Source organism: Microbacterium mcarthurae, assembly GCF_046064585.1.
GTDB classification, from domain to species: domain Bacteria; phylum Actinomycetota; class Actinomycetes; order Actinomycetales; family Microbacteriaceae; genus Microbacterium; species Microbacterium mcarthurae.
In genome coordinates this window covers 1-21,364 of the sequence record NZ_JAROCE010000001.1, presented here as the reverse complement: position 1 = coordinate 21,364, position 21,364 = coordinate 1, and the positions used below count along the sequence as shown (strand labels likewise).

Below are 21,364 nucleotides of genomic sequence, written 5' to 3'. Positions count from 1 at the left end.
CGATCAGAGACGCTCGGCGACGTACTCGGTCAGGTCGACGAGGCGGTTGGAGTAGCCCCACTCGTTGTCGTACCACGCCGAGACCTTCACCAGGTTGCCGGAGACGTTGGTCAGCTCGGCGTCGAAGATCGAGGAGTGCGGGTTGCCCTGGATGTCGCTCGAGACGATCGGGTCCTCGGTGTACTGCAGGATGCCGTTGAGGCGCCCCTCGGCGGCGGCCTTCTTGTACGCCTCGTTGATCTGGTCGGCGGTCAGGCCCTCGGTGGGCGTGACGATCGTGAGGTCGACGATCGAGCCGGTGGGAACCGGAACGCGGTACGACGAACCACTGAGCTTGCCGTTGAGTTCGGGCAGGACCAGGCCGATGGCCTTCGCGGCACCGGTGGAGGCGGGGACGATGTTGATCGCCGCACCGCGTGCGCGGCGGAGGTCGCCGTGGGGGCCGTCCTGGAGGTTCTGGTCGGCGGTGTACGCGTGAGCGGTCATCATGAAGCCGCGCTCGATGCCGAAGGCGTCGTTGAACACCTTGGCCAGCGGAGCCAGGCAGTTCGTGGTGCACGACGCGTTCGAGATGATGACGTCGGTCTCGGGGTTGTACGTCTCTTCGTTCACGCCCATGACGATCGTGGCGTCGTCGCCCGTGGCGGGAGCCGAGATGAGGACCTTCTTGGCGCCGCCGGCGACGTGCTTCTTGGCGTCCTCGGCCTTGGTGAAGCGACCGGTCGACTCGATGACGATGTCGACGCCGAGCTCGCCCCAGGGGAGGTTCGCGGGGTCACGCTCTTCGAAGACCTTGATGGTCTTGTCGCCAACGGTGATGGAGTCTTCGGTGTACGAGACCTCCTCGGCGAGCACACCCCCGACGGAGTCGTACTTGAGGAGGTGGGCCAGGGTCTTGTTGTCGGTGAGGTCGTTCACCGCCACGATTTCGAGGTCTGCACCCTGCGCGAGAGCCGCGCGGAGGTAGTTGCGTCCGATTCGGCCGAAGCCGTTGATTCCGATCTTGACGGTCACGGAATATCTCCTGAATCAGTTGTGCGCGAGAAGCGCGTGATTGCGATGTTCGCTGGCGGACAACGGCGTCCCGGCGGGGTGTCCCGCCGGGACGCCCACACCGTTTACGACAGTACCAGCAGACCCGCAGTCTTCTCACGGGCGGCCGCGAAGCGCTCCTGCGCATCGGCCCAGTTGGCGATGTTCCAGAACGCCTTGACGTAGTCGGCGCGCACGTTCTTGTAGTCGAGGTAGTAGGCGTGCTCCCAGACGTCGAGGAGAAGCAGCGGCACGGTGCCCGCGACGATCTGCCCCTGCTGGTCGAAGAACTGCTGGATGACGAGGTTCTGGCCGATCGAGTCCCAGAACAGGCCGGCCCAGCCCGAGCCCTGCACGCCGAGGGCGGCGGCGGTGAACTGGCCGCGGAACGCATCGAACGAACCGAACTGGTCGTCGATCGCCGCCTCGAGGTCGCCGGTGGGCTTGTCGCCACCGTTGGGCGACAGGTTCGTCCAGAAGATGGAGTGGTTCGTGTGGCCGCCGAGGTTGAACGCGAGGTCCTTCTGCAGACGGTTGATGTTCGCGAAATCGCCCTTCTCGCGCGCTTCGGCGAGGAGGTCGAGCGTGGTGTTCGCGCCGTTGACGTACGTCTGGTGGTGCTTGCTGTGGTGCAGCTCCATGATGGTCGCGCTGATGTGGGGCTCCAGCGCGGAGTAGTCGTAGGGCAGTTCGGGCAGCGTGTACTTCGCCATGTTCTCTACTTCCGAATCGGCGCCGCACCGAGACCTCGGCGCAGCGAGGGTGACGTCTTCATCCTAGTGAGAGGCAACGCACCGACCACGGGGTTGCTTCCCCGGATGACGCGCAGTAACGGAAGAACGGATGCCGGGTGTCGGCATCCGTTCGTCATCGTGGGCGATCAGTCCTCGGCGCCCACCGGGACGGCGGACTCGGTTCCGGGGATGCCTTCGGCCTCGGCCTTCTTGTCCGCCATCGCCAGGAGACGACGGATGCGCCCGGCGACAGCGTCCTTCGTCAGCGGCGGGTCGGCGTGGTGGCCGAGCTCGTCGAGGCTCGCATCGCGGTGGGCCAGACGAAGCTCGCCGGCCTGCTGCAGATGGGCGGGAACCTCGTCGCCCAGGATCTCCAGCGCTCGCTCGACGCGGGCGCACGCGGCCACGGCCGCCTGCGCGGACCGGCGCAGGTTCGCGTCGTCGAAATTGACGAGCCTGTTCACGCCCGCGCGGACCTCGCGCCGCTGGCGCATCTGGTCCCACTCCCCCGCCGTGCGTCGGGCCCCCATCTCGAACAGGGCCCCGCGGATCGCCTCACCGTCGCGCACCACGACGCGCGGAACACCGCGCACCTCGCGAGCCTTGGCCGGGATGCCGATGCGGTGCCCCGCGCCCACGAGCGCCATGGCGGCCTCGGACGACGGGCAGGAGATCTCCAGAGCGGCCGAGCGGCCCGGGTCGCTCAGCGAACCGCTGGCGAGGAACGCGCCGCGCCAGATCGCGCTGAGATCGGGACGCGAACCCGTGGTGAGCTTGTTCGGCAGGCCGCGCACGGGACGCCGGCGCTGATCGAGGAGCCCGGTCTGCCGCGCGAGCGTTTCGCCGGCCTCGATGACGCGCACGGCGAAGTGGCCGCCGGTGCGTCCGCCGGAGCCCTGCACGTGATGCAGTTCGGGGCGCACGCCGTAGAGCTCCATCAGGTCGCGAGCGACCCGCCGCGCGAGGATGTCTGAGTCCAGCTCCGCCTCGACCGCGACGCGGTTCGCGATCGAGTGCAGACCGCCGGAGAAGCGCAGGATCGCCGTGAGCTCGGCGACGCGCGCCGTCGGACGCGGGTCGCGTACGGTGATCAGCTCGGCCTTCACGTCGGCGGTCAGCGGCACGGTTCTCCTCGGTTCAGGACGGTGGGGCAACGCCGGCGTCAGCGCGGGTGGGGCTGTCGCGGCGGCGGGGACGAGGGTACAGCCTACTCGCGGCCGAGGTCACGGTGAGTCACCCGGACGGCGACCCCCGGCTCGTTCGAGAGGCGAGCGGCCAGTTCGCGCGCCATGACCACGGAGCGGTGCTTGCCCCCGGTGCACCCGATCGCGACCACGGAATGGCGCTTGTTCTCGCGCTCGTAACCGGCCAGAACGGGCCTCAGGGCCGCCGCATAGGAGTCGAGGAAGTCCTGCGCACCCTCTTGCCCCAATACGAACTCGCGCACGGCGGGGTCTTCCCCCGTGAGAGGGCGCAGGTCTTCGTTCCAGAACGGATTCGGCAGGAACCGCATGTCCGCGACGAGATCCACGTCGGTGGGCAGTCCGTACTTGAAGCCGAAGCTCATCAGGGTCAGCGTGTGCCGCGCGGCGCCCTCCTCGCCGAAGAGCTGGACGGTCCGCAGCGACAGCTGGTGCACGTTGTAGGTCGAGGTGTCGATCACGACGTCGGCTGCCTCGCGCACGGGGGTGAGACGCTCACGCTCGCGCCGGATGCCATCGAGGATCGTGCCGTCACCCTGCAGCGGATGCGGACGCCGCACGGCTTCGAATCGACGCACGAGCACCGCATCGGAGGCATCCAGGAACACCACCCGCACCTGGCGCGCGGCCTGCAGGGCCCGCATTGCCTCGGGCAGGTCGCCGAAGAGCGAGCGTCCGCGCACGTCGACGACGACGGCCACGCGCGGAACGGCCCCGCCCGCACGCTCGGTGAGCTCGAGCAGGGGCCGCAGCATGCGCGGCGGGAGATTGTCGACGACGTACCAGTCCAGGTCTTCCAGGGCGTTGGCGACCGTCGATCGACCGGCGCCCGACATCCCCGTGACGATCAGCACCTCGCCGGGCATGTCCCGTTCCGCCTGCATGACCATCGCCCTTCCGTCGGGTTCCCAGCCTAGCGAGACAACCGGGCGTGGATCGCCTCCGCCAGGGTCGGACCGATGCCGGGAAGCGCGGTGATCTCCTCGGGCGTGGCGTTCTTCAACGCCGTCACCGAACCGAAGTGGCGCAGCAGTGCCTTGATGCGCGCTTCTCCGAGACCCGGCACCTCGGTCAGCACGCTGGAGATGTCGCGCTTGCGGCGCTTGCGCTGGTGCGTGATCGCGAAGCGATGCGCCTCGTCGCGCAGTCGCTGCAGCAGATACAGCGCCTCCGACGTCCGCGGAAGGATCACCGGGTAATCCTCGCCCGGCAGCCAGACCTCCTCGAGGCGCTTGGCGATGCCGCACAGCGCGATCTCCTCGTGGCCGGCGTCGGCGAGAGCGCGGGCGGCCGCCGCCACCTGCGGCTGACCGCCGTCGACGACGAGGAGCTGCGGTCGGTAGGCGAACCGCGGCCGTTTGCGGGTGGTCACGACCTCGCCCTCGGCCGTGGCCTCGGGGCTTTCGGCATCCGCGACGATCGCTCCGCCCACCGTCTCGCGCTCATCGTCGTCGGGCCGGTCGAGGTAGGCCAGCCGCCGGGTCAGCACCTGATACAGAGAGTCGGTGTCGTCGGTGGTCTCGGCGACTCCGAAGGAGCGGTACTGGTCTTTGCGCGGCAACCCGTCCTCGAACACGACCATGGATGCCACGACGTTGGTGCCGGCGAGATGGGAGACGTCGTAGCACTCGATGCGCAGCGGCGCTTCGGCGAGTCCCAGTGCTTCCTGCAGATCGGTGAGCGCTTGCGAGCGGGCGACGTAGTCGCTCGTGCGCCGGGTCTTGTGCAGCATGAGCGCCTGTTGGGCGTTGAGCGTCGCGGTCTTGAGCAGATCGGACTTCGGACCCCGCTGGGCCACCTGCAGAGAGACGGGTCGCCCGCGCCGCTCACGCAACCAGGCCTCGAGCTGCTCGGCGTCGTCGGGAAGCTCGGGCACCAGCACCTGACGCGGGATGTCAGCGGCCGCCGCGTCGCCGTAGGTGCGCTGCAGCACCTGATCGACGAGCTCGGCACCGGAGATGTCGATCTCTTTCTCGATCGTCGTCGCGCGCACGCCCCGGACACGCCCGCCGCGGACGACGAAGTGCTGCACCGTCGCGGCCAGTTCGTCCTCGGCGATACCGAAGAGGTCGGCATCCGTGTCGGCGGGCAGCACCAGCGCGCTCTTGCCGAGGACGGCGTCGATGGCCTGCAGCTTGTCGCGGTAGCGCGCCGCGGCCTCGTAGTCCATCGCGGCGGAGGCCTCCATCATGCGCGCCGTCAGCGCCTTGGTGAAGCGCTGGTCACCGCCAGACATGAAAGCGACGAAGTCGTCGACCATCGCCCGATGCTCCGCGATCGTGACCTTCATCGAGCACGGCCCGCCGCATCGCCCGATCTGGCCGGGGAAGCACGGGCGCCCCGATTGCATCGCCTTCTTGTAAGAGGCGTCGCTACAGGTGCGGATCGGGAAGACCTTGATCATCAGGTCGATCGTGTCGTGAACGGCCCACACCTTCGGGTACGGACCGAAGTACTTCGCGCCCCGGATCTTCGGGTTCCTCGTGACGATCACGCGCGGGGCCTCGTCGGCGAGGGTGATCGCCATGAAGGGGTACGACTTGTCGTCGCGATAGCGCACGTTGAACGGCGGATCGAACTCCTTGATCCACATGTACTCCAGCTGCAGCGAGTCGACGTCGCTGGGCACGACCGTCCACTCGACCGACGCAGCCGTGGTCACCATCCGCCGTGTGCGTTCGTGCAGCGAGTACAGCGGAGCGAAGTAGTTCGACAGACGCGCCCGGAGGTTCTTCGCCTTGCCGACGTACAGCACGCGCCCCTCGGCGTCGCGGAACCGGTACACCCCCGGGTTGGTGGGGATTTCGCCCGGCTTCGGACGATAGGGCAGGTGCGACACCCGTTCTCGGGATGCCACGACTCAGACTCCCGCGCGGGCCAGTTCCGGCTCGCGCTCGGCGGTGTTGCGCTGCGCACCGGTGCGACCGGTCTCGAGGAGCTCGGCGAGGAACGCCCCCGTGTGACTCTCGCTCACCATCGCGACCTGCTCGGGTGTCCCCGTCGCCACGATCGTTCCCCCACCGGCACCGCCCTCGGGACCGAGGTCGATGACCCAGTCGGAGCTCTTGATGACATCGAGGTTGTGCTCGATGACGATCACGGTGTTGCCCTTGTCGACGAGGCCGTTGAGCACCTTCAGGAGCAGCGACACGTCTTCGAAGTGCAGACCCGTCGTGGGCTCGTCGAGCACGTAGATCGACCGCCCGTTGCTGCGCCGCTGGAGCTCGGTCGCGAGCTTGACGCGCTGCGCCTCGCCCCCGGAGAGGGTGGTGGCGGACTGCCCGAGCCGGACATAGCCGAGACCCACGTCGACGAGGGTCTTGAGGTAGCGGTGGATCGCTTGGATCGGCTCGAAGAACTCCGCGGCCTCCGAGATCGGCATCTCGAGCACCTCGGCGATGTTCTTGCCCTTGTAGTGCACGGCCAGGGTGTCGCGGTTGTAGCGCTTGCCGTGACACACCTCGCAGTCGACGTACACGTCGGGCAGGAAGTTCATCTCGATCTTGAGCGTGCCGTCGCCCGAGCACGCCTCGCAGCGCCCGCCCTTGACGTTGAAGCTGAAGCGACCGGCCTGGTAGCCCCGCACCTTGGCCTCGGGCGTCTCGCTGAACAGCGTCCGGATCCGGTCGAACACCCCGGTGTAGGTCGCCGGGTTGGAGCGCGGCGTGCGCCCGATGGGCGCCTGATCGACGTGCACGACCTTGTCGAGGTTGTCGAGACCGGTGACCCGGGTGTGCTTGCCCGGCACGCGCCGGGCACCGTTGAGCTTGGAGGCGAGCACTTCGTACAGGATGCCGTTGACCAGCGTCGACTTCCCCGACCCGCTGACCCCGGTCACCGACGTCAGCACTCCGAGCGGGAAATCGACCGTCACGTTCTGGAGGTTGTTCTCGCGGGCCCCCACGACCGTGATCTGGCGCTTCTTGTCGACCTTGCGGCGCGTCGCCGGCGCCTCGATCGATCGGCGCCCCGAGAGATAGGCGCCCGTCAGGGAGCGAGAGTCGTCGAGCAGTTGCGCGAGGGGGCCGGAATGCACGACGTTGCCGCCGTCGACACCGGCGCGAGGACCGATGTCGACGATCCAATCGGCCGCGTGGATGGTCTCTTCGTCGTGTTCGACGACGATGAGCGTGTTCCCGAGGTCGCGCAGGGTCTCGAGCGTCTGGATCAGGCGACGGTTGTCGCGCTGGTGCAGGCCGATCGACGGTTCGTCCAGCACGTACAGCACGCCCGTCAGACCCGATCCGATCTGGGTGGCGAGACGGATACGCTGCGCTTCACCGCCGGAGAGCGTGCCGGCGGCGCGCCCGAGGCTGAGGTAGTTCAGTCCGACCTGCAGCAGGAAGTCCAAACGCGCGCGGATCTCGCGCAGGACCGCGGCCGCGATGGTGGCCTCGCGGTCGGTCAGGGTCAGCTTCGAGAAGAACTCGCGCGCGTCGGCGAGACTCATTCGCGACGCCGCCGCGATGGACGTTCCGTCGACGAGCACCGCGAGGACCTCGGGCTTGAGGCGGTCGCCGTCGCACACCGCGCACGGCACCTCGCGCAGGTACTCCGACCAGCGCTGGCGTTGCGTGTCGGACTCGGCCTGCAGGTACTGACGCTCGATGTACGGCACGACGCCCTCGAAGCCGGACGAGTACCGCATCTCGCGCCCGTAGCGGTTCTTCCACTTGACGGTGACTTTGTAGTTCTCTCCGCGCAGCACGGCGTTCTGCACGTCCTTCGACAGCTTCTTCCACGGAGTGTCAAGGGAGAAGTCGAGATCGCGAGCGAGCCCTTCGAGCAGACGCTCGTAGTACTGGAAGAGTCCCTTGCCCTGCGTCGTCCACGGCAGGATCGCCCCGTCTCGGATCGACAGGTCTTCGTCTCCGAGCATCAGGTCGACGTCGACCGACATGCGGGTGCCGAGACCCGAGCACACGGGGCAGGCCCCGAACGGCGCGTTGAACGAGAACGTCCGCGGCTCGATCTCGGTGAGCTGCAGTGGGTGACCGTTCGGGCAGGCCAGCTTCTCAGAGAACGACTGCCACGCGGCATCCCCCTCCTCGTCGACGAAGTTGACCTGCATGATGCCGCCCGCAAGTCCGAGGGCGGTCTCGACCGAGTCGGTCACACGGCTCAGAATGTCGCTGGATGCCACCAGTCGGTCGACCACGACGGCGATGTCGTGCTTGTAGCTCTTCTTCAGCGTGGGCGGCTCCGCGAGCTGGATCAGCTCGCCGTCCACGACCGCGCGCGCGTATCCCTTGGCGCTCAGCTCCTTGAAGAGGTCGACGAACTCCCCCTTCTTCTGCGTGACGACGGGGGCGACGATCTGATACCGCGTGCGGTCGGGCAGCTCCATCAGCTGGTCGGCGATCTGCTGGACCGTTTGCCGCTGGATGCGCGCCCCACAGTCGGGGCAGTGCGGCACACCGATACGCGCCCACAGCAGACGCATGTAGTCGTGGATCTCGGTGATCGTGCCGACGGTCGAGCGCGGGTTGCGGTTGGTCGACTTCTGGTCGATCGATACCGCGGGACTCAGCCCCTCGATGAAGTCGACGTCGGGCCGGTCGACCTGCCCGAGGAACTGGCGCGCGTAGGCGCTCAGCGACTCGACGTACCGGCGCTGACCTTCGGCGAAGATCGTGTCGAACGCCAGGCTCGACTTCCCCGACCCCGAGAGGCCGGTGAACACCACGAGCGAGTCACGCGGAATGTCGAGGTCGACGTTCTTCAGATTGTGAACGCGGGCACCGCGAACACTGAGCTTTCCGCTGGTGTTTCCGGGGGACGAGACAGGAACGATGGGCACCCGACAAGTCTAGGTTCCCCCTCCGACATCGGTCCCGGGTTCGCCCCGGGCGCACACGGACGCCCGCGGCGACGCTGCCGCCGCGACCGGAAGCGTCTCACGGCGCGGGGTCGATCCCCTTCGCGAAGGGGGCGAGCCCGTCGCGCAACGCCTCGAGCGCGCGCTCGTCGACCCCGACGCGGGCCATGATCTGGGCGGGCACCGCGAGCGCGCGATCGCGCAGAGCACGACCCTCGTCGGTGAGGTCGATGTCGAGGACCCGCTCATCGTCGACCCGGCGCGCGCGGCGCACACGTCCTTGCGCCTCGAGCCTCTTCACGAGGGGGGAGAGCGTCGCCGGCTCCATCGCCAGTTCGACGGCGAGAGCCCCCAACGACCGGGGAGCGCGCTCCCACAGGGCGAGCATGACCAGGTACTGCGGGTGCGTCAGCCCGAGCGGTTCGAGCACCGGCCGGTAGACCGACACGATGTTGCGGGCCGCCGTGACCAGCGCGAAGCAGACTTGGTTTTCCAATCGCAGCGGATCATCCACGCGCGGACCCCTCAATCGTTAGTACACTAATAATCATGGCACACAGAGATGCCGACCGACCCCCGCTCCGCGAACGCGTTCGGGCCGCCGGCGGGTGGTACCAGTACCTCAACACGCGACTGATCCGGGTCGCCGGCCCGGCCTCTGTCGGCCCGTACGAAACGACACCCGAGCCGGTGCGGACGGAGCGTCCGTGTCCGTTGTGCGGCCACCCGATGTCCGCGCACAGCGTCGACCGCACTGGTCCGAAGCCCCTGCTGCACTGTCCCTGAAGTCGAGCGGCGATGGCGGCAGCCGCCGCGGGGTCGCGGGATGCCGCACCGGGCACGTGACCTCCCCGGCTAACGAAGGTGCGGACGGCCGGCGTCGTCCAACGGCCAGTCGGGGTTGACCGCGATCTCCCAGGGGTGACCTTCGGGATCGAGGAAGACCCCCGAGTATCCGCCCCACGATGTGGGCGCACCCGCGCGGCCGAGGTGGGCGCCGGCCGCGACCGCCGCCTCGAGGATCGCGTCCACCTCATCGGCGGTGCGCACGTTGTGTGCGAGTGCCACACCACCCCAGCCGCCCGGATCCACCACCATCGAGTCCGCCGCGAGCTCGTCGCGCGCCCATAACGCGACGACCATTCCGCCGGCGTCGAAGAAGGCGACGTCGCCCTCGACCGACGACGGGTGCTCGCGCCACCCCAGCTGACGGTAGAAGCTCAGGGCGCGATCGAGATCGCTCACCCCGAGCGTGACCAGGGAGATCCGCTGCTCCATCGCCGTCTCTCCGTCGCTCGTCGCGAATCGCCGGTCAGGCGTGGCCGGCGCGTTCCATCGCGCGCAGCTCCTTCTTGAGGTCCTGCACTTCGTCGCGGAGACGTCCGGCCAGCTCGAACTTCAGTTCGCTGGCGGCCGCGAGCATCTGCTGCGTGAGGTCGGCGATCGTCGACTCCAGTTGATCGGCGCCCTCGGCGGCGATCCCGGTGCGGCGCAGCTGCGGTGTCGGCGACTTGCCTTTGCCCGCCTTGTCGTTGCGCGACAAGAGGCTCCGCGTGTCGGACGCCTCACGAGCGAGTACCTCGGTAATGTCGGCGATCTTCTTCCGCAACGGCTGCGGATCGATGCCCTTCTCCTTGTTGTAGGCGATCTGCTTCTCGCGGCGCCGCTCGGTCTCGTCGATCGCGCTCTGCATGGAATCGGTGATCTTGTCCGCGTACATGTGCACTTCACCGGAGACGTTTCTCGCGGCACGACCGATCGTCTGGATGAGGGACGTCCCGCTGCGAAGGAACCCCTCCTTGTCGGCATCCAGGATCGCCACGAGCGAGACCTCGGGCAGGTCGAGACCCTCACGCAGGAGATTGATGCCGACGAGGACATCGTAGACGCCGGCGCGCAACTCGGTCAGGAGCTCCACGCGACGCAGCGTGTCGACGTCGGAGTGCAGGTATCGGACCCGCACACCGTGCTCGCCGAGGAAGTCGGTCAGTTCCTCGGCCATCTTCTTGGTGAGGGTGGTCACCAGCACGCGCTCGTCGCGGTCCACACGGATGCGGATCTGCTCCAGAAGGTCGTCGATCTGCCCCTTCGACGGCTTCACCACGATCTCGGGATCGACGAGCCCCGTCGGCCGGATGATCTGCTCGACCACCCCGTCGGCGATACCCATCTCGTACCGGCCGGGGGTCGCCGAGAGGTACACGGTCTGTCCGATACGGTTCTTGAACTCGTCCCAGCGCAGGGGGCGATTGTCCATCGCACTCGGGAGACGGAACCCGTGTTCTACGAGCGTCCGTTTGCGGGACGCGTCGCCCTCGTACATCGCGCCGATCTGCGGAACCGTCACGTGCGACTCGTCGATGACGAGGAGGAAGTCGTCCGGGAAGAAGTCCAGGAGCGTGTGCGGCGGGTCACCGGCATTGCGCCCGTCGAGGTGCCGCGAATAGTTCTCGATGCCCGAGCAGAATCCGAGCTGTTGCAGCATCTCGAGGTCGAACGTCGTACGCATCCGCAGTCGTTGCGCCTCGAGCAGCTTGTTCTGCGACTCGAGTTCCTTCAGACGCTCACCGAGCTCGTGCTCGATCGTGCCGATCGCACGTTGCACCGTGTCGGTTCCCGCGACGTAGTGCGACGCGGGGAAGATCGGCACCGAATCCATCTTCTGGATGACGTCGCCCGTGAGCGGATGCAGCGTGTAGAGCGCCTCGATCTCGTCACCGAACATCTCGATGCGGATCGCGTACTCCTCGTACACGGGGATGATCTCGATCGTGTCGCCGCGGACGCGGAAGTTCCCGCGCGAGAAGTCGACGTCGTTGCGGTTGTACTGCATCGCGATGAACTTCCGGATGAGCGCATCACGGTCGTACCGCTCCCCCACCTGCAGGGCGACCATCGCTCGCAGGTACTCCTCTGGCGCCCCGAGGCCGTAGATGCACGAGACGGTCGACACGACCACGACGTCACGGCGCGACAGCAGCGAGTTCGTCGTCGAGTGGCGGAGACGCTCGACCTCGGCGTTGATCGACGAGTCCTTCTCGATGAACGTATCGGTCTGGGGGACATACGCCTCGGGCTGGTAGTAGTCGTAATACGAGACGAAGTACTCGACGGCGTTGTGAGGCATGAGTTCACGGAACTCGTTCGCGAGCTGCGCCGCGAGGGTCTTGTTGTGGGCGAGAACGAGCGTCGGACGCTGCACGGCTTCGACCAGCCACGCGGTCGTCGCCGATTTTCCCGTTCCCGTGGCACCGAGCAGCACGACATCGGTCTCGCCGGCGTTGATGCGCGCGGCGAGGTCGGCGATCGCCTGGGGCTGATCACCCGAGGGCGAGTATTCGCTGACGACCTCGAACGGGCGGACGGAACGCGTGGCCTGCATGCCTCCAGCGTAGGTGGGGCCTCCGACATCGAGGGCGGGTCTGCGTTCGCCGTGCGCGAGCAGCCCCGACCGCAGGCAGGACGATCAGGCGCGAAGGCGCTCCCAGAGATCGTCCACCTGTCGGCGAGTGGCATCCACGTCGCCGGCCGTGTCGATCACGACGTCGGCCAGGGCGAGGCGCTCGTCGTCACCGACCTGCGCCGCGATGCGCGCGCGGGCGTCGGCTTCGGTGAATCCGCGCTGCGAGACGAGCCGCTGCACCCGCTGCTCGGCGGGCGCGTGAGCCACCACCACGAGATCCCACTCCCCCGTGCCCCGAGACTCCGCGAGCAACGGCACGTCATACACCACGACCGCGTCGGCGTCGGCGTCGAACGCCGCGCGGAAACGGCGCTGCGACTCCTCCCGGACTGCGGGGTGCACCAGGGCGTTCAGGGTCGCCAGCCGCTCGGGGTGCCCGAAGACCTGCGCCCCGAGGACGGGACGATCGAGGCTGCCGTCCGGCCGCAGCACGTCACCACCGAACTCCGCGACGATGGCCGCCAGCACCGGCGACCCCGGGGACTGGACGTCGCGCACGATGGCATCCGCGTCGACCACCACCGCTCCTCGTTCGGCGAGCATCGTCGCGATCGTCGACTTGCCCGAGGCGATTCCGCCGGTCAGTGCGAGGAGGGTCACCCCTCGAGGATGCCACAGCAGCCCCGGGGTCCCCGGGCCGCCTGCGTGGTCTAACATCGCCTCAGGGCCGCGTCTGCGCCTTCCGACCGGCGCGAGGGTGTCATCATGCCGAATCCGAACGTCGTGGTCGTCATCGAAGACGATGTCGACATCCGATCACTCATCATCGCGATACTCGAGCCCCACGGCTTCTCGGTGCACCCCGCAGCCGACGGGTTGTCCGGCATCGAGGCCGTCCGCCGCAGCGACCCGGCTGTCACGACGCTCGACGTGAGCATGCCGGGACTTGACGGCTTCGCGACGGCGCGACGCATCCGCGAGTTCAGCGAGACGCGCATCCTCATGGTGAGCGCCCGAGTGGATGCCACGGAAGAACGCCTCGCCCGCGAGGCCGGCGCCGACGACTACCTCACCAAGCCGTTCCGTCCGCGTGAGCTGCGTGCGCGCGTTCAGGCGCTCGCCGATGAACTGCCGCCCGGCGACGAAGGCTGACCGGACCGTCACTCCGCCGCGAAGCCGAACGGTTGCTCGCCGCTCATGGCCGCGTGACGCGCCTTCGCATCGGCGCGGTCGACGAGCGTCGGACCGTCCCGCCCGTCCTCCGACGCCAGCGCGACCCCGATCCCGACCACCGGCACGACCGAAGTGCCCAGGTCGGACAGATCGTCCACGAGGCGTTCGTGGAGCACTCGGACGAGCCGACGATGGTCCGTGGCGGGAGGGGTGGAGAAGGCGACGGACAGACCCGTCGCGTCCGTCACCCCCACCAGCGCCATGGTGGGGGCATGTCGGCGCACGGAGGCACGGAAGGCACGCGCCATGTCCTCCGCTTCTTCCGGACCGAACGCGGTGGCCACGCGACGCAGATCGTCCACCCGGATGCCGATGACGCACAGGTCTTCGCCGGCGGCGTCGGCGCGAGCCACGAGGATCGTCAGGACCGCCCCGAACGACTCCCGCAGCAGCACCCCGGACCGATCGACGATCAGCTGACGGGTCTCGGGGTTGCCCCGCAACGCGGACTCGTTCGTGCGGAGCACCGAGGTGACGACGACGGCGGCGACGACCAGCGCCATCGTGAGGAATGCCGAGACACTCGTACCGAAGTACGTCTGGAAGACCTCGCTGTCGGGACCCTGCGCCAGGAACACGACCGTTCGCAGGCTGAACCACACGGCCTCGATGCCCATGATGACGGTCAATCCGGCTGCACTCCATCGTCGAGCGATGGCACCGCGGCGCGTCTCGATCGCGCCGAGGACGGCGAACAGCGCGTTGGCGAGGAACAGCGGGACCGCCCCGGCCCAGTCCCCAGCGCGGGACCCCTCGACGAGCGCGGCGATGACGACACCGACCAGCGCGACCGCGGTGACCACGACGGGGACGCGGAGCGGCCGGCCGTTGAAGGCGACGCTTCCCAACCAGATGAATGCGGTTGCCGCGACGAAGGCGCCGTTGCCCAGCGCGATGGCGATGAACGCTCCGGGCACGGCGATCCAGACCAGGTACGCGACCGCCGAGAATACGCCGGAGAGGAAGGCGGTGGCCCACAGCCGGCCCGGCAGCGCATCCTTGAGCATCAGCGTGTCCAGCAGGTACATCACTGCCGACACCACGATGACCAGCGACGCCGCCATCTGCAGGCTCAGGACATCGAGGACCATGACGCCGCTCCTTCCTTGTGGGGCAGACGCACCGTGAACACCGAACCTCTGCCCGGTTGCGTCGCTACCGTGATGTCGCCGCCGTGGGCGCGCGCGATGTCGCGGCTGATCGCGAGACCGAGGCCGCTGCCGTGCACCGTGGAGTTGCGAACGGCATCCGCCCGGAAGAACCGCTCGAAGATCCGCCCCTGTTCACTCGGGGAGATACCGGGACCGTCGTCCGCGACGCGGAGGACCACGGTGTCCTCCTCCCGATCGACGGTCACGGTCACACGTCCGCCCCGGCGGTTGTACTTCACCGCGTTCGACAGCAGGTTGTCGACCACCTGCCGCAGGCGGTGCGCATCGACGACGGTGGGGCACGACCGCACCGCGCTCGCATCGATCTCAATGCCCTGTGCCGCCGCGCGGGGAGCGACCGACGTGACGGCGGCCCGAACGATGGCTTCGAGATCCGCCGGAGCAGGCTGCAGGGCGAAGCCGACCCCGTGCCGGGACGCTGCCGATACCGCCAGGATGTCGGCTACGAGCTCCCTGAGCCGGATGGCGTTGCGCTCGGCGATCTCCAGTTGCTCACGGGTCGAGGGCTCGAGGCGGTCGTCGTCGAGAGCGAGTTCGAGATAGCCGATGATCGAGGTGAGCGGGGTGCGGAGTTCGTGGGACACGCTCGCCACGAGGTCTTCGCGAGCGCGCAGCGCCGTCTCCTCCGCGGTCACGTCTCTCGAGACCACGACCCGGCCGCCATCTGCTCCGTCGCGCGGACGCAGGCGTCGAACGGTCACGTTCAGCGCGCGTCGATCCTCACCCGGCATCCCGTACCAGACGAGCTCGCCGTCGAAGACCTCGCCGGCGCGCGCGCGCGCGAACGGAGTCTGCCGCGACTCCAGGGGGGTGATGCCGTCCGCGGCGAACACGGCGGAGGACGGCCCGACGGCGTCGGTGCCGGCTTGAAGACGAGCATGGGCTTCGTTGCTCACCGCGAACTCGCCACCCGGCGTGATGTGGATGACGCCGAAGTCGACGGCGTCGAGCACCTCGGTGACGAGGTCCTCCTGTCGGCGTGCGCGCTCGAGGGAGCGCCGCAGTTCCGCCGACTGCTTCTCCAGGAGCGATCGTTGCGCCCGCGTGCGCTGCGTGGCGAAGTGCGACATGGTCGCCAGGGCCGCGAGCGTGAAGGGCAGCACGAACGTCGACGCGGCAACGCGGTGCGACTCGTCGAAGGCCTGGTAGGTGATGATGGCCGACACGGCAACGGTCACGCCGATCACACCGCGGATGCCGAAGGCCGCACCGATCCATATCGCGGGAAACGCCCAGAGCAGGCCGATCCCGGCGACGGGCGCACTACCGCGCATCAGCCCGATCGCGATCACGTCGATGACGGGCACGGCGAGCGCGATCCATGACGGCAAACGATCTCGCGGTGACAGGACGATGACTGCGGCGCAGGTGAAGACGATGCCCGCGCCCGAGACGAACAAAGTGACGTCCTGGATCTGTCCGAGGAATGAGGTCACGGCCGCGGCGAGGATTGCGGCAGCCGCCTGCAGCAATTGATTGGTCAGCAGGCTGCGATGCAGACCGAGCCGCTCGCTCGGCGACGAGCCGGACATGGCCTCGACCATATCGCGCGCGCAGGCCGACGGGGTGGTGCCCACGCGGTGCGGGCCGGTGTCGGCGTGCGCCCCCTGGTCAGGACGTCGGGAGCTGTACGCCCGGAGGGTCGTCAGAACCCGAAATCGCCGCCGAGGTCGCCGCCGAAATCGCCGAATCCTCCCGCGTCGGTCATGCCGGGATCGTCCAGAGCGGCCGCGTCGCCGCCGTCGGCGGCCATTCCGTCCTCGAAGCCCGCGGCGTACCCCGGGTCGAAGAGCGATCCGACAAGAGCGGAACCGATGACGTAGCCTCCGATCGTCCCCAGCATCGACGCTCCGAGCATCGATCCGAAGCCCGGGCCCGCGCTTCCTCCGCCGAAGGAGCGCCCACCGAACGTGCGTTCCATGAATCCGGGACGCGTGTACTCGGCACGCGTCGCGGCGCGCGCGAGCGACCCGGGGTCGTCGGAGGTCGGTCGTTCCGAGGCGGGCAGACCGGCCGACAGCTCCTGCAACACTTGCTGACGCTGTGCGGGGGTCAAGCGGCCGAAGGCCTCCGCGTGCACCTGCTCGACCGTCTCCGGCGGGGCGGTGCGCAGAAGATATCGATAGCGCTCGACGGCCTGCGCGTCCTCACGTGTCGACGCGGAAGCGGATGTCGGATCACCCGGCGGCGGCGGGGGCGAGTAGCGTTCGTCGCCACTCGAGTGGCTTCCGGGCGCATGCGCCGCGGTGGGGGCGGTCGTGCGACGACGGTCGTCGCCGCCGAAGAGTCGGTCGAGGAAGCCCATGAGTACCTTCCCGGGGTGAGGGGATCTCACCGTAGAACGGTCGCCTTGGAGTCCCCTGAGCCACGCGGCGGGGGCGAGAGTCTCTCATCCTTGGCGGGCGAAGGCTTCGCTCGTCCACCGCGCGAAGAGGTCCCAGGGATCGGTGACACCTCCCGCCAACGCTGCGATGTGGGTGTCGAGGGCCTCGCTCCGAGCGAACCACTCGGACCCCCCGAGTCGCTCGGACGCGAACTGGAGATGACGGCGCCTTTCGAGCGAGCGATCGCCGCGTTCGAGCGCGAGGAGCTCGTCGTGCCGTATCGCACGGAGCCGCTGACGTGGCTGAGCGCTCGTCCCGATCTTGATGCGGTCGCGGAACCGCACGTAGTAGACGACGTCGACGCGCGGCGGCGGAAGGTCAGTGTCGAGCGGCTCCCCGTGGCGCCACTCGCACACCGCGCACAGCCATCCGGTCGGCCAGCGCACGCCGAGCCGCGACCCGCACAGCCGGCAGGGCGTGGGCAAGACATCCGTCACGCCGTCACGCCGCCCCGCCCACTCGGCTGCAACGGAGAGATGCTCGTCGCACAGGTCGAGCGGGGCATCGAACGCGACAGAGACACGGCACCCGGGTACGACGCACGACACCTTGCTCATGCGCGAAGCGTATGTCCGACCACCGACATGCCGCCGGGGTCAGTCTTCGGCCACCTCCGGCGCCTGCATACGGAGGAACAGGCCCGCGTACGGCCCCAGCTCGAGGGCGAAGCTCTGCAGTTCATCGACGCGACCCACGACATCGCCGGTGGCGGCATCGACGGCGGTGCTCTGCGGAACCAGCCACTCCGACCGGACCGTCCCCTCGATGCTCTCTCCCGAGAAGTTGAGCACCGTGATCTGCAGTGGTGCGTCCTCGAGGCGACGGTCTCCGCCGTCGAGCCGGTGCACCATGACGAGCATGCTCGGGTGCCCCACCTGCGGGATGTCGACCTGGGATGCCACGGCGATCCCGTTCTCGCTGCGGATCTTCAGGATGTCCCGCAGGCCTGTGAGGAACGACTCGGGATCGGCCTGCTGCCGCGCGAGCGAGCCGTAGAGCGCCCGCGCCCGCGGCATCCCCGATGCCGACGTGGACGCATCCGGAGCGACATCGAGCAGGTCGTGCGCACCGCGCTCGATCCAGCGGGTGTCGCCCGAGGCGATCAGGTGCCGCACCTCGTCGGCGGGGAGCGTGAGCGACCCCGTGAGGTCCCAGCCCGACAGCGCGAACACACCCGGCTGCCACGAGTTGTACTTGGCGAGCAGGAGGTGAGCGTCGCGGATAGCCGGGACATCGGCGTCCGTGATGGCGTCGAGGGTGGCCTTCCCCTGGGTCGCCGCGATGAGCGAGGCGGTCGTGCACGCGATGCCGTTCTGCGTGAAGACCAGGTTGTAGTCCGCGTCGACGGTCAGAGCCTGCGTCAACTCGGCGCGGACGGTCTCGGCGATCTCCGCTCCGGTCGATTCCCCGTGTCGGAACGGGTAGACCGTGTCGCGATGCGTGGTGGCCCAGTGCACGAGCTCGTAGGTCAGCTCGTCGTGGTTCTGCATGCCGTGGACGAGCTGCACCGGCTCGACCCCCGTCTCCAGCGCGGTCGTCAGGGCGAGCCGGAGGAACTCGGTGTTCGCTGTCGCGAGAGCGTGGTGGTATCCGGGCCGGGTCACGAAGTCATACGACAGGTCGGCACCCACGGCGCCGGTGTCACGGATGTCTTCGATGGTGAGGTTGAGCTCCTGGAAAGTGAATCCCCCGACCTTGCGCACCATCCCGGCGATGATGTGGTTCGCGGCGTGCGAGAGCGGATGACCCTCCGACCACGCCGGCAGCCCCTCCGCGCTCTTCTCGACGCCCAGGAATCCATTGGCGTCCAGTCGGAGCGCACTCGTCCCGAGGTCGCCGAGGGAGTGCAGGGCGTCTCCGATGACGAGGCGCATACCCGCGAAGGTGGGGTCCAGCCAGTTGATCGAGGGCTGTCCCTCCTTGAAATAGTGCAGATAGACCCATCGGCGCTCGAGTCCGTCCGTGCCGACGACCGGCGCCGTTGCGCTCCAGTTGGTCTCCTTCACCCCCGGGGTGTAGAAGATGACGCGCTGCAACTCGCCGATGATGTAGCCCCGGGCGCTCAGTTCGCGTTCGGTGTCGGCATCCAGATTGACCGAATCGCGACCGGCGGGAACCTCGGGAAGGAGGCTCCAGTCCTCGCGCGGAATCTCGACCATGTGGTAAATGCCGGGGTAGTCCTTGTACGCCATCTCGGCGAGCCGGAAGTCCGCTCCCTTGCCGGTGTGACCGGGAACGATGTCGTCGATCACACTGCCGCCGTGCGCGTCGGCCACGTCCGCCATACGCCGGAAAGCGTTCTCATCGCCGAACTCAGGGTCGATCTGCGTGCTGATGCGGTCGAAGTGACCGTCCACGCTGGGCGTTTCCTGCCACCCGCTGATGCCACCGGCGCGCTTGACGGGGCCCGTGTGGATGCCATTGATGCCGACCCATTCGAAGGCCTCCCACAGGGCTTCGTCGCCGAGCGCATCGAGGAAGGACTCGCCGGGACGCGCCATGAGGGAGATCGGGTACGCGGTGAACCAGACATCCGTGGATTCGATGGCTCGCCGCGCATCGGGGCGGGCGTAGGGATTGCGCCACATCGACGGCTGCCCGGAGAGCTGCCGGCTGAGCACATCGGCATCCTTCAGCATCGACTGGCGAACCAGCCACTCCACATACGACGGGTTCGCTCCGTTGGCGTTGCGCGGATCCGTCAGGAAACGGCGCAGTGTGCCGCCGCGGAACTGGTCTCGCGGTCGCAGACGTCGGGGGCGGGCCGGATAGCGTTGTTCGTCGTAGCTGATCTCGACCACGGGTTCGGCAGAGTCCTCGGCCGTTCCGTCGTCGATACCGTCGTGCGGCGTCCGTGCTGTCGTCAGCTCGTCGGCGTCATCCACTCGCGACCTCCTCATGTCGTCGTAACGACGCTAGTCGCCATCGGTGACATCGTGGTGAGGGATTGACCCGGGCGCGCAAACCCCCGCCTCAGCCGGCATGCTTCGGACGCAAGGCCAGCGAGGCGAGGACAGCCCCGAGCCCGCAGAGGACGACGACTACAGCGACGAACGCCTCCCATCCGACGCCGGCATACACGATTCCGAGAGCCCACCCGAACACACTCGAGCCGCCGTAGTACCCGAGGTAGTACAGCGACGACGCCTGCGCGCGCGCCTGGGGCTCCGCGGCGATCGGCGTCCAGCCCGACGCCACCGCGTGAGCCGCGAAGAAGCCCGCGGTGAACACGATGAGACCGGCGACGACCGCGGGGGTGAAGGGCACCACCAGAATCACCGCGCCGAGCGCCATGACACCGATCGAGCCGATCAACACCGTGAATCTCCCCCGGCGCACCGCCAGGACGCCGGCACGGGGCGAGGAGACGGTGCCCGCCAGGTAGGCGAGGAACAGGAGCGTGACCGCGCCCGGAGCGAGCAGAAACGGCGCTTCTCGCAGGTGGAAACCGAGATAGTTGTACACGGCCACGAATGCACCCATGAGAAGGAAACCTTGCGCATACAGGGCGAGCTGCACCGGAGAGCGCAGGTTCGTGCGCAGGCGTGCGGCGAGGGACGGTCCGGCCACCAGCGCCGACCGGCCCGGCACGAAGCCACGAGCGCGAGGCACCAGCGCCAGGAACACGGCGGATGCCAGCGCGCACAGCACGATGACGGAACCGACCCCCCATCGCCAACCGAAGAGCTCGCCCACCGGACCGGACAACAGACGCCCGCTCAGTCCGCCCACCGTCGTGCCCGCGATGTAGGAACCGGCCGCCGCGGCGACATGGCGCACGTCGACTTCCTCGCTCAGATACGCGAGGGCGACCGCCGGAACGGCCCCGAGCGCCACCCCCTCCCCCAGGCGTAGTGCCAGGAGAACACCGACGTCAGGCGCCAACGGAGCAAGTCCGCCGAGAACCGTGGCGGCCACGATCCCGACCGCCATTGCGGGCACGCGGCCGACGCGATCCGCCACGACGGACCACGGGATGACCGCCGCCGCAAGGCCGAAGGTGGATGCCGACACGGTCAGCGCCACCGTCGCGGCATCCGCGCCGGTGTCGGAGGCGATCTGCGGGAGCAACGCCTGCGTCGCGTACAGCTGCGCGAACGTGGCGACTCCCCCGAAGAACAGACCGACCAGGAGCCGGCGGTAGTCGCGGCTCCCCGGAAGATGCCCCGCGAAGTCGCTCACGATGCGACCCTACCCAGGGAAACACTCTTCTGAAGAAACGACGACGGCGCCGGGCGCCCCCACTGGTGCGGGGACGGCCGACGCCGAAACGACGATGTGTCCGTATATGCGAAATGGCCACCCAGCATTGGGTGGCCATTTCGTGTGAAGAAGTCCGGCGGTGTCCTACTCTCCCACAGGGTCCCCCCTGCAGTACCATCGGCG

18 protein-coding genes are annotated in these 21,364 nt (G+C 68.3%); 2 read left to right on the top strand and 16 right to left on the bottom strand.

The genetic code is table 11. The features are described 5' to 3' along the window. Positions 1–3: 3 nt before the first annotated feature. From gap to P5G46_RS00060, 7 genes are all read right to left on the bottom strand, one after another. A complete protein-coding gene (gene gap / locus P5G46_RS00090) occupies positions 4–1,014 on the bottom strand; it encodes a type I glyceraldehyde-3-phosphate dehydrogenase (RefSeq protein WP_239276806.1) in 1,011 nt (336 codons plus the stop codon). A 104-nt stretch (positions 1,015–1,118) separates the two neighbouring features. After that, complete coding sequence (locus P5G46_RS00085; protein WP_239276805.1) at positions 1,119–1,745, bottom strand: superoxide dismutase; 627 nt, start codon at positions 1,743–1,745, stop codon at positions 1,119–1,121. Positions 1,746–1,912: 167 nt separating this feature from the next. After that, positions 1,913–2,890, bottom strand: coding sequence for a DNA-binding protein WhiA (whiA, locus tag P5G46_RS00080; RefSeq protein ID WP_239276804.1), 978 nt, complete (start codon positions 2,888–2,890; stop codon positions 1,913–1,915). Between the two features lie 83 nt (positions 2,891–2,973). After that, positions 2,974–3,852: an RNase adapter RapZ gene (gene rapZ / locus P5G46_RS00075; RefSeq protein WP_239276838.1), complete on the bottom strand. Its 879-nt coding sequence runs from the start codon at positions 3,850–3,852 to the stop codon at positions 2,974–2,976. Between the two features lie 29 nt (positions 3,853–3,881). Then, a complete protein-coding gene (gene uvrC, locus P5G46_RS00070) occupies positions 3,882–5,825 on the bottom strand; it encodes an excinuclease ABC subunit UvrC (RefSeq protein ID WP_375095686.1) in 1,944 nt (647 codons plus the stop codon). A gap of 3 nt (positions 5,826–5,828) precedes the next feature. Beyond that, entirely contained in the window at positions 5,829–8,768 is a 2,940-nt protein-coding gene (gene uvrA / locus P5G46_RS00065) for an excinuclease ABC subunit UvrA (RefSeq protein WP_408904691.1), read from the bottom strand. Between the two features lie 97 nt (positions 8,769–8,865). After that, positions 8,866–9,300: a MarR family winged helix-turn-helix transcriptional regulator gene (locus P5G46_RS00060; RefSeq protein WP_239276801.1), complete on the bottom strand. Its 435-nt coding sequence runs from the start codon at positions 9,298–9,300 to the stop codon at positions 8,866–8,868. A 35-nt stretch (positions 9,301–9,335) separates the two neighbouring features. Between P5G46_RS00060 and P5G46_RS00055 the strand changes: the two genes are divergently transcribed. After that, positions 9,336–9,572 carry a hypothetical protein gene (locus P5G46_RS00055; protein WP_239276800.1) on the top strand — a complete coding sequence of 79 codons (237 nt, stop codon included), beginning with the start codon at positions 9,336–9,338 and terminating at the stop codon, positions 9,570–9,572. Positions 9,573–9,641: 69 nt separating this feature from the next. Here the strand turns inward: P5G46_RS00055 and P5G46_RS00050 are convergent, their stop codons facing one another. From P5G46_RS00050 to coaE, 3 genes are all read right to left on the bottom strand, one after another. Then, positions 9,642–10,064 carry a VOC family protein gene (locus P5G46_RS00050; protein WP_239276799.1) on the bottom strand — a complete coding sequence of 141 codons (423 nt, stop codon included), beginning with the start codon at positions 10,062–10,064 and terminating at the stop codon, positions 9,642–9,644. A 34-nt stretch (positions 10,065–10,098) separates the two neighbouring features. Then, positions 10,099–12,168, bottom strand: coding sequence for an excinuclease ABC subunit UvrB (uvrB, locus tag P5G46_RS00045; protein ID WP_239276798.1), 2,070 nt, complete (start codon positions 12,166–12,168; stop codon positions 10,099–10,101). A gap of 84 nt (positions 12,169–12,252) precedes the next feature. Beyond that, a complete protein-coding gene (coaE, locus tag P5G46_RS00040) occupies positions 12,253–12,849 on the bottom strand; it encodes a dephospho-CoA kinase (protein WP_408904690.1) in 597 nt (198 codons plus the stop codon). Between the two features lie 105 nt (positions 12,850–12,954). Between coaE and P5G46_RS00035 the strand changes: the two genes are divergently transcribed. After that, the gene (locus P5G46_RS00035; RefSeq protein ID WP_408904689.1) at positions 12,955–13,341 is read left to right on the top strand and encodes a response regulator transcription factor; all 387 of its coding nucleotides are present in this window, start codon (positions 12,955–12,957) and stop codon (positions 13,339–13,341) included. Between the two features lie 8 nt (positions 13,342–13,349). Here P5G46_RS00035 and P5G46_RS00030 read toward each other — a convergent pair whose 3' ends face one another. The 6 genes from P5G46_RS00030 to P5G46_RS00005 form a co-directional block, all read right to left on the bottom strand. Continuing rightward, positions 13,350–14,513 carry a nucleotidyl cyclase domain-containing protein gene (locus tag P5G46_RS00030; RefSeq protein ID WP_239276795.1) on the bottom strand — a complete coding sequence of 388 codons (1,164 nt, stop codon included), beginning with the start codon at positions 14,511–14,513 and terminating at the stop codon, positions 13,350–13,352. Next, entirely contained in the window at positions 14,495–16,126 is a 1,632-nt protein-coding gene (locus P5G46_RS00025) for a sensor histidine kinase (RefSeq protein ID WP_408904688.1), read from the bottom strand. Before P5G46_RS00025 ends, P5G46_RS00030 begins: the two co-directional genes overlap by 19 nt. Before the next feature lie 113 nt (positions 16,127–16,239). Further along, positions 16,240–16,929 carry a hypothetical protein gene (locus P5G46_RS00020; RefSeq protein WP_408904687.1) on the bottom strand — a complete coding sequence of 230 codons (690 nt, stop codon included), beginning with the start codon at positions 16,927–16,929 and terminating at the stop codon, positions 16,240–16,242. Between the two features lie 54 nt (positions 16,930–16,983). Continuing rightward, positions 16,984–17,535, bottom strand: a complete 552-nt coding sequence (locus tag P5G46_RS00015; protein WP_408904686.1) for a GIY-YIG nuclease family protein — start codon at positions 17,533–17,535, stop codon at positions 16,984–16,986. A 39-nt stretch (positions 17,536–17,574) separates the two neighbouring features. Further along, positions 17,575–19,863, bottom strand: coding sequence for a maltose alpha-D-glucosyltransferase (treS, locus tag P5G46_RS00010; RefSeq protein ID WP_408904685.1), 2,289 nt, complete (start codon positions 19,861–19,863; stop codon positions 17,575–17,577). Between the two features lie 88 nt (positions 19,864–19,951). After that, entirely contained in the window at positions 19,952–21,160 is a 1,209-nt protein-coding gene (locus P5G46_RS00005; protein ID WP_239276789.1) for an MFS transporter, read from the bottom strand. Positions 21,161–21,364: the final 204 nt, after the last annotated feature.